Genomic DNA, 12,157 nt, shown 5'->3' with positions numbered 1-12,157 from the left:
TCGAGTTTCTCGGGAAATCCGGAAATCTCCCCGCGGCCCTCTTGTTTCCAAGAGGGAGTTAGTCACAGCGTTCTGACCGTCCAGGCGCCATCTTGCAGCACCAGCTCGCGATCGCAAACGAATTCGTCCTGATCCTGCTCGTGACCGGGCAATACCTGAACGACAATCTCCCCTGACCGGCGCAGGCGGCGAACCGCCTCGGTCAGAGCGGGGGCCTGCCCCCAAGGCGCGCGAACCGCACGCGCCCGTTCCGCTGGCGGCAAACCCGCCGCCAGTTTGCGTAAATCCAGACTGAAACCAGTAGCCGGACGCGCCCGGCCAAAGGCTCGGCTGACGTCGTCATAGCGACCACCGCTGACCAGCGCGTCGTGCCAGCCTTCCGCATACAGCGCGAACTTCACGCCGGAGTGGTAGCCATAGCCGCCCACATCGGCAAGATCAACGCTGAACGCGACATTCGGCATCGCATCCACCACCACCTGCAATGCATCCAGCGCCACCGCGACGCCCGGCAACAGGGGCAGATCCCGACGCGCCGCCTTCAGCACTTCAGCCCCGCCATACAGCGTCGGCAGCAACTGCAACGCCTTCAACGTTTCATTCCGCATGCCCGGCGCGCGCTGGGCCAGCTCACCCAGACCCGGCACGTCTTTCTCGCGCAGCAGGCGGATGATCTCCTGCGACACTGCCACGGCAGCGGGGTCGGATTCCAGGATGGCGCGAACCACGCCCGAATGGCACAAGTCCAGACGGGGGTTGCGCACCCCGGCGATCACCACCGTTTCAAGCACGAGCTGAATGATTTCCAGATCGGCTTCGAAACCGGCATGACCGTAAATCTCGGCGCCGATCTGCAACAGCTCGCGGCTGGACAGCAAGTCCGCCGGACGGGCATGCAGCACATTGCCGCAATAGCACAGGCGGGTCACGCCGGCGCGATTCAACAAGTGCGCATCAATGCGCGTGACCTGAGGAGTCATGTCCGCCCGCACGCCCAGCGTGCGTCCGGTCAACTGGTCGACCAGTTTGCACGTGCGCAGATCCAGATCGCTACCGGTACCGGACAGCAATGAATCGATGTATTCGACCAGGGGCGGCGCGACCAGCTCGAAGCCGTAAGTACGGTACAGATCGAGAAGTTCGCGGCGCAGTTCCTCGATGCGCCGGGCCTCTGCCGGAAGTACGTCGGCAAGGCTCTCGGGCAGCAACCAGTTACCCATGAATGTTTACCTGAAGAACGCCAAGTGATGCGTGGGCGTCGCCCAAACGAAAAAGCGGCTGAGGGGGCGTAAGCCCGCTCAGCCGCTGCGGAATGTTTTCTAGCTTACGCGGTATTGTACATGAGTCGGCGGGCCGCGCCAGCCAGGATTGCAGGCAGCCAAAGCTGTCCCCCATTGCCGCCCCACCCTGTTTGGTCAAGCGCCGCGCCAGTAAAAAGCCCCTTGGATTTCCAAGGGGCTTTCCGTTTGGCTACGCGTGCCGCCTTACTTGGCCGGCACGGTGACCGGCGCCAAAGCTGCGCCCGCCGGGTCCTTCATGAACTGGAAGAAACTGGAGCTGGGGTCGACCACCAGCACGTCGCCCGGCTTCGAGAACGAAGCGCGGTAGGCTTCCAGGCTCTTGTAGTACGTGTAGAACTGCGGGTTCTTGCCGTAGGCCTGCGCGTAGATCGATGCCGCGGCGGCATCGCCTTCGCCCATGATGCCTTGGGCCTTGGCATACGCCTGGGCCACGATCACTTCGCGTTGACGGTCGGCCTCGGCGCGGATCTTCTCGCCTTCGGCGGCACCAATGGAACGCAGCTCGTTTGCGACGCGCGTACGCTCCGCTTCCATGCGGCGATACACCGACTCCGAAATTTCCGGGGCGAATTCGATGCGGCGCAAACGCACGTCGACGATCTGCACGCCCAGGGGCTCGGCGCGCTTGGCCACGTTGGTCAGGATCTCGGCCATGATCTTGTCGCGTTCGGTCGAGACCACGTCGCGCACCGTGCGCACGTTGACCGATGCGTTCAGCGCGTCGCGGATCAGCGCTTGCAGGCGCTCTTGCGCCACGCGCTCGTTGCCGCCAGTCGAAACGTAGTATTGACGGGGGTCGGCAATACGCCACTTGACGTACGAATCGATCAGCAGGTTCTTCTTTTCGGAAGTCTGGATGCGCTCGGCTTCGTTGGTCTCGATGGTCAGAACGCGCTTGTCCAGCGTCACCACGTTCTGGAACGGCGGCGGGGCCTTGAAATACAGGCCGGGTTCACTAATGGTCTTGCGCACTTCACCCAGCGAGAACACCAGGGCGTAGTCGCGCTCGCGCACGACGAAGACGCAGGAAGACAGGGCGGCCAGCACGATGAGCAGGCCGACCAGGATGGGCATAAAACGTTGCATGATCAGGACTCCTCCGGGTTAGCGCGACGTACGGTCGCGGGGCAGCGTGTTGCTATTGCTGCTGCCGGAAGACTGAGGCACCGGAACCGCGCCGCTACGCAACGGCGGCTGGACCGGCGGACTGATCAACGCAGGCGAACCCGGGTTGCCAACGCTGGACTTGCTGCCATCTTGGGCAGCCAGATGCATGATCTTGTCCAAGGGCAGGTACAACATGTTGTTGTTGCTCTTGGTGTCGACCATGACCTTGCTGGCGCGCGTGAAGATGTCCTGCATGCTTTCCAGGTACATGCGCTGGCGCATGACCTGCGGCGCTTTCTCGTATTCGCCCAGAATGCTGGTGAAGCGCGACGTATTACCCTGCGCATCGCCTACGACCTTGGCCTTGTAGCCTTCGGCCTGTTCGGTCATGCGCGAAGCCTGGCCACTGGCCAGCGGCACGACCTGGTTGGCGTAAGCCTGGCCTTCGTTGATCTGGCGCTCGCGGTCTTGACCGGCCTTGACGGCATCATCAAAGGCGGCTTGCACCTGCTCGGGCGGCTGAACGTTCTGAATGGCGACCGTGCTGACCTGGACACCGCTCTGGTAGCGATCAAGGATCTGCTGCATCAGCGCCTGGACCTGGGTGGCGACCATCGTACGGCCTTCGTACAGCACGAAGTCCATCGACTGCTTGCCCACGACTTCGCGCATGGCGGTTTCAGAGGCTTGGCGGACGGATTCGTCCGGATCGCGCGTCATGAAGAGGTAGTCCGGCGCGCCGTCCGCCCGCAGGCGATACTGGACGACGAACTGCATATCGACGATGTTCTCGTCCGTCGTGAGCATCAGCGCTTCAGGCAGCACCTTGTTGCGCGAACCACCGCGGAAACCGACTTCAAACGTGCGCAGCTGCGACACGTTGACGATTTCCTGGCTTTGAATCGGGTACGGCAGGCGCCATTGGAAACCGGCCTGCGACGTGCTCTTGTATTTGCCGAACTGGGTCACAACCGCGACCTGGCCTTCTTGCACGATGTAGAAGCCGCTGGCCGCCCAGATGCCCACTGCGACCAGGGCAATGACGCCCAGGCCGATGCGCGCACCGCGTGGCGAAGGCGGCGTCATGCCGCCACGGTTGCCGGGGCGGTTATTACCACCGCCACCGCCCTTGCGACCGAACAGGGATCCGATGCGATTATTGAAATCGCGCCAGACCTCGTCCAGGTCGGGAGGGCCGTCTCCATTGCCTTGAGGCCGCTTCGGCGGCGGCTCGGAGCCATTGTTATTCCCACGACCCCAACCAGGGTCATTCAGATTGAAGAGTTTGATAATTCGCGGCATTGTTTCCCACAATCTGTCCGGTCTCCGCAATTGCCCCGCGCAACGCATCCAGACCGGCGCGCTCGGTGGCGCTTACAAATACTCGCGCAATCGTACCATGTGCATCGCGCTCCACCCGGGGTTCCAATCCAGCCCGGTCAATCTTGTTGTATACCAGGATGGTGGGAACGGCGGAGGCGCCGATTTCAGCGAGGACTTTATTCACTTCGAAAATCTGTTCGTCGCGCTGCGGACTGGCCGCATCGACCACATGCAGCAACAGATCCGCGTGCACCGTCTCTTCCAGAGTCGCGCGAAACGCCGCGATCAGGTCATGAGGCAGGTCACGGATGAATCCGACAGTGTCCGATATCACAACGTTCCCGGCGCCCTCGATCCAAATGCGCCGCGTGGTCGTATCGAGTGTCGCGAATAGCTGGTCGGCGGCGTAGGTATCCGCCCGGGTCAAGGCATTGAACAACGTGGACTTGCCGGCGTTGGTGTAACCCACAAGCGAAACCGACAGCGCACCGCCCCGGGCCCGCGCGCGGCGCTGGGTCACGCGTTGGCGCTCAACACGGTCCAGCCGCTCGCGCAGCGTCTTGACCTTGGCGCCGATCATGCGGCGGTCCATTTCAAGCTGCGACTCACCCGGCCCGCGCATGCCAATACCGCCGCGTTGACGTTCCAAGTGGCTCCACATGCGCGTCAGGCGCGTGGACAGGTGCTGCAGCTGCGCAAGCTCGACCTGCAACTTGCCTTCATGGCTCTTGGCGCGCAGCGCGAAGATGTCCAGGATGAGGGCAACGCGGTCCACCACGCGCAGATTGAAGACACGTTCCAGATTGCGCTGCTGGGCGGGCGACAAGGGTTGGTCGAAGAGGACGATGTCGGCCAGCAAGGCTTGCGACATCGCGACGCCCTCGTCCGCCTTGCCGGAGCCGATGAAGAACTTGGCGTCGGGCCGGTCGCGCCGGGCGGTCAAGGTGCCGACGACTTCCGCGCCCGCGCCCTTGGCCAGCATGGCAAATTCCTCGGCATGGGCCGTGAAGTCCGGATCACCCAGATCCACGCTGATAATCAGAGCGCGCATACATGCACCATATTGGAGCCAAAGCGAAAATGCCCGCCGACGTCATCCGTCTGGCGGGCAAAAAAAGGTACAGCTGGAGCGAGATTACTCAGCAGGGACTTCCACCTGGAAATTCACGGCGCGGGCGGGGACAACGGTGGAAATGGCGTGCTTGTAGACCATTTGCGTAACCGTATTGCGCAGCAGCACCACGTACTGGTCAAAAGATTCGATTTGCCCTTGAAGCTTGATACCGTTCACCAAGTAAATCGACACGGGCACATGATCCTTGCGCAGCGTGTTCAGGAACGGATCTTGCAGAGTTTGCCCTTTATTGCTCATTGGCCAGGCTCCATTTGTTTGTTATTGAGTGATGATGTGCTTTTTTGTACTGGTGGAGCACACCGAAATACGTACTCTACAGGGTTTTCCCGGCCCGTGCTACTTGGCCAGGAAGCAAAAGTGACACCAGAGTTTTCAAGCTGAAAAGCCCCTGACCATCACGCTTGCAGGACCTCTGCGAGCCCCTTCAAAAGCACGTCTACTTGCTCGTTCGTGCCCACGGTAATGCGAAGAAACTGATCGATGCGCGCATGACGGAAATGACGCACGATGATGCTGCGCTCGCGCAAGGCGGCGGCGAGGCCCGAAGCATCTTTGGAGGGGTGCCGCGCGAACACGAAATTCGCGGCCGACGGCAACACCTCAAATCCCAGCGACTCCAGGCCCGCCGTCATCCGCGACCGGGTTTCGATCACGGCTTGGCGAGTCTTCTCAAAGTACTCTGTATCTTCCAATGCCGCCACTGCGCCAGCCGATGCGAGACGATCAATGGGGTAGGAGTTGAAACTGTTCTTTACGCGGTCGAGCCCATCGATGAGCTCGGCGCTGCCCACGGCGAAGCCCACACGCAACCCGGCCAGCGAACGCGACTTGGATAGCGTCTGCACGACGAGCAGGTTGTCGTAGCGCGCGACCAGCCCCACCGCCGATTCCCCGCCGAAGTCCACATAGGCTTCATCGACGACCACGACGGCGCCGGGGTTGCCGGCGACGATGCGCTCGACCTCGGGCAAGCTCAATGCGCGGCCGGTGGGGGCATTGGGATTCGGGAAAATGATGGCGCCGGCCTGACCGTCGGCCCGAGGCAGGTAGTCTTCCACGTCAATGCGGAAGTCTGCCGTCAGGGGCACGGTTTCGTATTCGATGCCGTACAGACCGCAGTAGACCGGGTAGAAACTGTAGGTGATGTCCGGGAAGCGCAGCGGACGCTCGTGCTTGAGCAGTGCCAGGAAAACATGCGCCAGCACCTCGTCGGAACCGTTGCCCACGAACACCTGGCCCGGCTGCACACCCATCGTTTTGGCGATCGTCTGGCGAAGACGGTCCGAGGACGGATCCGGATACAGCTTGAGCGTGTCATCGCACGCCGCGCGGATGGCGTCGAGCACCTTGGGCGACGGGCCGTAGGGGTGCTCGTTGGTGTTCAGCTTGATCAGGTTCTGAAGCTTGGGCTGCTCGCCCGGGACATACGGACTCAGCGTCCCCACCACGGGACTCCAGAAACGGCTCATGGATCAGCTTTCCTGCGCGTAGGGGTTGTGCGAAGACTTGAATTCGATGCGCAACGGCGTGCCGGCCAGGTCGAACGCGTTGCGGAAACGCGTTTCCAGATAGCGGCGATATGAATCCGGGATGGCGTCCAGCGCATTGCCGTGGATGACGACCAGCGGCGGGTTCTGCCCGCCTTGGTGCGCATAGCGCATCTTGGGACGGAAGATACCCTTGCGCGGCGGTTGCTGCTGCTCGATGGCGGCTTGCAGCTCACGCGTCAGTTTGGGCGTGGACAATTTGGCGAACGCCGCGGCGTGGGCCGAGTTGATGGACTTCAAGAGCGGCTTGATGCCCTGTCCGCGCAACGCCGAAATGGTGTGCATGCGGGCGAACGACAGGAAGCGCAGCTTGCGCTGGAATTCGCGCTCGATGCGTTCCTTTTCTTCGCCGTCCAGGCCATCCCACTTGTTGATCGCGACCACCACGGCGCGGCCGGTTTCCAGCACGAAACCCGCGATGTGGGCGTCTTGCTCGGAAATCTCGGTGTGCGCGTCCAGCATCAGCAGCACGACGTTGCTGGCCTCGATGGCCTGCAGCGTCTTGATCACGGAGAACTTCTCGACGGCTTCGAACACCTTGCCGCGCTTGCGCAGGCCGGCGGTGTCGATCAGCGTGTAGCGGCGGCCATCGCGGTCGAAGTCGATTTCGATGGCGTCGCGGGTGGTGCCGGGCAAGTCGAAGGCGATCACGCGTTCTTCGCCCATCAGCGTATTGATGAGCGTCGACTTGCCGACGTTCGGGCGGCCCACGATAGCCAGCTTGATGCGGTGGTCGTGTTCACCTTCCTCGACGATTTCGTCCTCGGCGGGCGGTTCGGCCAGGTCTTTCAGTGCCAATTCGATCAGGTCGACGATGCCGTCGCCGTGCGCGGCCGAAATCGGATAGGGCTGGCCCAATCCCAGTTCGTGGAATTCGGAGATCGCCGGGCCCAAGCCCATGCCTTCGGCCTTGTTCACGGCCAGCAACACGCGCTGTTGCCCGGACTTGCGCAGCAACTGGGCAATTTCGTGATCGTGCGCATTGAGGCCGGCACGGGCATCCACCAGGAACACCACCACGTCCGCTTCGGCGATGGCCTGCCGCGTCTGGCGGGCCATTTCCAGCAGAATGCCGTCCTTGGCGACGGGTTCGAAACCACCGGTATCGATAGCGATGAACGGGATCTCGCCTACCCTGCCCTCACCGTAATGGCGATCGCGGGTCAGGCCGGAAAAATCGGCCACCAACGCGGCGCGTGATCGCGTCAGGCGGTTGAAAAGGGTCGACTTCCCCACATTGGGGCGACCGACCAGGGCAACGACAGGCTTGAAAGACACGGTGTAAGGCTTTGTTCTATAGGTTTTAGTTGGCGCCGATCATGACGAGATTGCCATTGCCCGTCTGGACCAGCACACCTTGGGGGGTGGTTTGCGGCGGCGAAACGACGGCGCCTCCACCCACGGACAGCCGTGCCATCAGGCTGCCATCACTACGCGACAGGAAGTGCAGGTAACCTTCCAGGTCGCCCACTGCCAGCGCACCGCCCAGCATAGCCGGTGCGGTGACTTGGCGGTTTTTCAGGGCCGCCTGCTTCCAGACATTGCCGCCATTATCCAGCGCAAACGCGCTGACGACGCTGTTCTGGTCCGCCGAATAGGCGAAACGCTCGTCCAGCGTCAAGCCGCTGACGCTGGAAAAATCCTTGGCCCACAACGGGCGGCCGCCTGCGGTGACGTCAAAGCAGACGATACGCCCTTGATAGGCGACTGCGCAAAGGAGATTGCCGGCGATGCGCGGAACGCCGACGACGTCGGTCAGGCGTTCGAGGTCGCTTGCGCCCTTGGGGGTGGCCACGGTGCCTTCCCACTGCACATTGCCGCTGTTGGAGGCGATCGCCATCAGCTTGCCGCCCGGCAGGCCGGTGATGACCAGGCCTTCTGCCAAAACCATCTGCGACACGCTGCGCAAAGCCAGCGACGGGCCGGGACGCTGCACGTTCCAGACGCGTTCACCGCTATTGGCGTCGAACGCCTGGATACGGTAGTCGCCGCTGCGCACGACCACGATGCCGTAGCCGACCACGGGCGGGATCGTGACGTCGCTGGTGGCGCGGACCTTCCACTTCACCTTGCCGTTGTCGTCAAAGGCGATCACGTCGCCGTCGGGAGAGGCGACCGCGGTGGTGGTGCCGTCGCTGCCGGCGCCGGCCGACAGCTTGCCGTCAGTCTTGGCCTTCCAGAGCGGACGGCCGCTTTGCAGATCGAACTTACCCACGGAGCCATCCGGCGTGGCGGCGTAGACGGCGCTGCCCAGCACCGTGGGCGCAAAGCCCAGGCCGGATCCGCTGCCGATCGACGTCGACCAGACCTGGTGCACGGACATGCCAGCCTTGTACTCGGTCAGCGGCGCAGGATCGTAGCGGCCGTCATCGTGCGAAAACAAGCCGCATCCGCCCAAAGCAAGCAAGCTTGCCAGGCAAACGGCGCCACGCCACGTACGACCAGGTGCAAATTTACGCATTACAGTCACGCTCCGCTCAAGGCATCCAATTTCAATTGCACAACCTGGGTCATCGGGTTCGACGTGCCCAGGCCATCAATGGCGCTTTGCCATGCCGCACGCGCTTCGTCGCGCTTGCCTTGCGCAGCGAGGATATCGCCACGGCGGTCCGCGAACAAGGCGGCGAAAGCGGCCGGCGGGTTGTTCAATTGCGCAAGCGCCGCGTCATATTGCTTCTGATCCAGCAGCATGCCGGCCAGGCGCAGGCGCGCCACGGATTGCATGGCGGGGTTCTTGCCTTGCGCAGCCAGCCATTCGAGCTGTTCGCGGGCGCCGGCCTCGTCTTTCTGAGCTTGCAGGGCTTGCGCCGCGACGAGCGCGCCGCGCGCGGCGTAGCCGGTGGCCGGATACTGTTCGCGCAACGTGGCCGCGGCCGTCTTGATGCGCACCGAGGAATCGGCGCCACCCAGGCGAGCCGCATCTTCCAGCGCTTCGAAGTAGCCCATGGCTTGATTGGCACGATGCGACTCATAGGCCTTCCAGCCCCACCAGCCGCCCCACGCCAGCGCCACGACGGCAAACAGCGTGACGATCAGCGTGCCGTAACGGGCCCACCACGCCTTGATTGCGTCCAGTTTTTCCTGTTCTTCGAGATCGTATGCCATGCCTTAACCCTTGTTGTTCAGTACCGCAGCCAGGTCCGTCAGCGGGACCTGCTGCTGGGCGGCGTCGCCCTGGGCGTCCGCGCGCAAATATTTGACGCTGGCGGTCTGCGACGCGACCTCATCGGCGCCAAGAATAACCGCAACCCTGGCGCCGCTGGCATCCGCGCGCTTGAATTGGGACTTGAAACCGGCTGAACCGGCATGCACGATCACCGACAGGCCCGCGTCACGCAGGTTTTCGCCGACCCGGGCGGCCAAGCGCTGGGCCTCTTCGCCCTGGTGCACGACATAGACGTCGCATTCGGCCGGCGCTTCCAGTTGCACGCTTTGTTCCCAGAGGTCCAGCAGGCGTTCCATGCCGATCGCGAAGCCGACCGCGGGCGCGTGCTTGCCGCCCAGGAGTTCGACCAGGCCGTCGTAGCGGCCGCCGCCGCAGACCGTGCCCTGAGAGCCCAGGCGGTCAGTGACCCACTCAAACACCGTCAGGTTGTAATAATCAAGACCGCGCACCAGGCGCGGATTCAGGCTGTATTCGATGCCGGCGTCCGTCAGGCGCTGGCACACGCCGTCAAAGTGCGCACGGGATTCATCGCCGAGGAAATCAAACAGGCGCGGCGCGCTGTTGGCCATTTCCTGCATGGCGGGGTTCTTGGTGTCCAGCACGCGCAGCGGGTTGGTGTACAAGCGGCGCTGGCCGTCTTCGTCCAGGATGTCGCGGTGCTTTTCCAGGTGTTCGATCAGGGCGGCGCGGTGCGCGGCGCGTTCGGCGGGCTGGCCCAGCGAATTGAGTTCCAGGCGCACGTCCTTCAGGTCCAGCAGCTTCCACAAGCGGGCCAGCATGACGATCAGTTCGGCATCCACGTCGGGGCCGGCAAAGCCCAGGGCCTCGACGTCGATCTGATGAAATTGACGATAGCGGCCGCGCTGCGGGCGCTCGTGGCGGAACACGGGGCCGATCGAGTAGACGCGCTGCGGACGGTCATAGAGCATGTTGTGCTCGATGGAGGCACGCACGATGCCGGCCGTCATTTCGGGACGCATCGTCAGCGATTCGCCGTTCAACGCGTCGGTGAACGTGTACATCTCTTTTTCGACGATGTCGGTCACTTCGCCGATGCCGCGCGTGAACAGGCGCGTATGCTCAAGCACGGGCGTACGCACATTGCGGTAGCCATAGCCGCGCAGCCAACCGCGCACGATTTCCTCGAACTGTTCCCAACGGGCGCTCGTCCCGGGCAACACGTCATTCATGCCGCGTATGGCGGCCACTTTCTGGAAAGCTTGAGTCATCTTGATCATGCCGCATCACGCGCCTGCCGGCGCGTCCGCGGCTACACCCTTTCTTTTAATGAGAGGCGAGCGCGCCGTAACGGCGCGCCACGTAGTCTTCGACGATGGCCTGGAACTCTTCGGCGATATGGTCGCCCTTGAGCGTAACCGTGCGTTCGCCATCCACGAATACCGGCGCCGCGGGCACTTCGCCCGTTCCCGGCAGACTGATTCCGATATCGGCATGACGGCTTTCGCCCGGCCCATTGACCACACAGCCCATGACCGCGACGTTCATGCTTTCTACGCCCGGGTACTGCGCTTTCCAGACGGGCATCTGGCGGCGCAAGTAGGACTGGATGCTATCAGCAAGTTCCTGGAAGAACGTGCTGCTGGTGCGGCCGCAGCCGGGGCACGCCACCACCATCGGCGTGAAGGCGCGCAGGCCCATCGTTTGCAGGATCTCTTGCGCCACGATGGCTTCGCGGCTGCGATCGCCGCCGGGTTCCGGCGTGAGCGAAATACGGATGGTGTCGCCAATGCCTTGCTGGAGCAGCACTGCCAGCGCGGCGGTGGACGCCACGATGCCCTTGCTGCCCATGCCGGCTTCGGTCAGGCCCAGGTGCAGGGGATAGTCGCAACGCGCGGACAAATCGCGGTAAACCGCGATCAAGTCCTGCACATGGCTGACCTTGCAGGACAGGATGATGGCGTCGCGCCGCAGGCCGAGTTCTTCGGCCCGCTGCGCGTTGCTGATAGCCGACACGACCAGCGCATCGCGCATCACGGCCTGGGCCTCCCAGGGCTGCGCGCGACGGCTGTTTTCGTCCATCTTGCGCGCCATCAGTTCGTGATCCAGGCTGCCCCAGTTCACGCCGATGCGCACCGGCTTGTCGTAACGGCAAGCCACTTCGATCATCTGCGCAAAGTTGTCGTCGCGCCGCTTGCCGCCGCCCATGTTGCCGGGGTTGATCCGGTACTTGGACAGCGCTTGCGCGCATTCCGGAAACTGCGTCAGCAGCTTGTGGCCGTTGTAGTGGAAGTCGCCTACCAACGGCACGTTTACGCCCATGCGGTCGAGTTGTTCGCGGATGGCGACCACTTCGCGCGCCGCCTCGGGCGTATTCACCGTGATGCGCACCAGCTCGGAGCCGGCCAACGCCAGCTCTTTGACCTGGATCGCCGTGGCGATGGCGTCAGCCGTGTCGGTGTTGGTCATGGACTGCACCACGACCGGGGCGTCGCCGCCCACCATCACGACGCGATCACCCCACTTCACCGCCACCGAACGCGTGGCGCGGCGCATCGCCGCCCCGACGGAGGGAGGCGGCGCATCCTGGCAAGGCAGAAAAGAATCTTGCATCGGTGGA

The 12,157-nt window shown here is 63.1% G+C and carries 11 protein-coding genes; all 11 read right to left on the bottom strand.

Annotation, left to right across the window (positions count from 1 at the left end; all coding sequences use genetic code 11):
* Positions 1-62 precede the first annotated feature (62 nt).
* The 11 genes from CQ050_RS26225 to ispG all read right to left on the bottom strand — a co-directional run bounded on the left by CQ050_RS26225 (position 63) and on the right by ispG (position 12,150).
* Positions 63-1,220 (bottom strand): ATP phosphoribosyltransferase regulatory subunit, encoded by a 1,158-nt coding sequence (locus CQ050_RS26225; RefSeq protein ID WP_105559772.1) that lies wholly within the window; start codon positions 1,218-1,220, stop codon positions 63-65.
* A 264-nt stretch (positions 1,221-1,484) separates the two neighbouring features.
* Positions 1,485-2,387 carry a protease modulator HflC gene (gene hflC / locus CQ050_RS26220; RefSeq protein WP_105559771.1) on the bottom strand — a complete coding sequence of 301 codons (903 nt, stop codon included), beginning with the start codon at positions 2,385-2,387 and terminating at the stop codon, positions 1,485-1,487.
* Between the two features lie 18 nt (positions 2,388-2,405).
* Positions 2,406-3,710: an FtsH protease activity modulator HflK gene (gene hflK, locus CQ050_RS26215; protein WP_105559770.1), complete on the bottom strand. Its 1,305-nt coding sequence runs from the start codon at positions 3,708-3,710 to the stop codon at positions 2,406-2,408.
* Positions 3,676-4,782 carry a GTPase HflX gene (gene hflX / locus CQ050_RS26210; protein WP_088590962.1) on the bottom strand — a complete coding sequence of 369 codons (1,107 nt, stop codon included), beginning with the start codon at positions 4,780-4,782 and terminating at the stop codon, positions 3,676-3,678. Before hflX ends, hflK begins: the two co-directional genes overlap by 35 nt.
* Before the next feature lie 84 nt (positions 4,783-4,866).
* Positions 4,867-5,103: an RNA chaperone Hfq gene (gene hfq, locus CQ050_RS26205; RefSeq protein WP_006218585.1), complete on the bottom strand. Its 237-nt coding sequence runs from the start codon at positions 5,101-5,103 to the stop codon at positions 4,867-4,869.
* Between the two features lie 158 nt (positions 5,104-5,261).
* Positions 5,262-6,335, bottom strand: a complete 1,074-nt coding sequence (gene hisC, locus CQ050_RS26200; RefSeq protein WP_105559769.1) for a histidinol-phosphate transaminase — start codon at positions 6,333-6,335, stop codon at positions 5,262-5,264.
* A gap of 3 nt (positions 6,336-6,338) precedes the next feature.
* The gene (gene der / locus CQ050_RS26195) at positions 6,339-7,691 is read right to left on the bottom strand and encodes a ribosome biogenesis GTPase Der (RefSeq protein ID WP_105559768.1); all 1,353 of its coding nucleotides are present in this window, start codon (positions 7,689-7,691) and stop codon (positions 6,339-6,341) included.
* Positions 7,692-7,716: 25 nt separating this feature from the next.
* Positions 7,717-8,874 (bottom strand): outer membrane protein assembly factor BamB, encoded by a 1,158-nt coding sequence (gene bamB / locus CQ050_RS26190; RefSeq protein ID WP_105559767.1) that lies wholly within the window; start codon positions 8,872-8,874, stop codon positions 7,717-7,719.
* A 5-nt stretch (positions 8,875-8,879) separates the two neighbouring features.
* Complete coding sequence (locus CQ050_RS26185) at positions 8,880-9,518, bottom strand: tetratricopeptide repeat protein (RefSeq protein WP_105559766.1); 639 nt, start codon at positions 9,516-9,518, stop codon at positions 8,880-8,882.
* A 3-nt stretch (positions 9,519-9,521) separates the two neighbouring features.
* Complete coding sequence (hisS, locus tag CQ050_RS26180) at positions 9,522-10,808, bottom strand: histidine--tRNA ligase (protein ID WP_105559803.1); 1,287 nt, start codon at positions 10,806-10,808, stop codon at positions 9,522-9,524.
* A gap of 55 nt (positions 10,809-10,863) precedes the next feature.
* Positions 10,864-12,150 carry a flavodoxin-dependent (E)-4-hydroxy-3-methylbut-2-enyl-diphosphate synthase gene (gene ispG / locus CQ050_RS26175; RefSeq protein WP_105559765.1) on the bottom strand — a complete coding sequence of 429 codons (1,287 nt, stop codon included), beginning with the start codon at positions 12,148-12,150 and terminating at the stop codon, positions 10,864-10,866.
* Between the last annotated feature and the right edge of the window lie 7 nt (positions 12,151-12,157).

Source organism: Achromobacter sp. MYb9 (assembly GCF_002975275.1).
In the GTDB taxonomy this organism is placed as follows: domain Bacteria; phylum Pseudomonadota; class Gammaproteobacteria; order Burkholderiales; family Burkholderiaceae_B; genus Achromobacter.
This window is presented reverse-complemented; position numbering and strand designations above follow the sequence as displayed.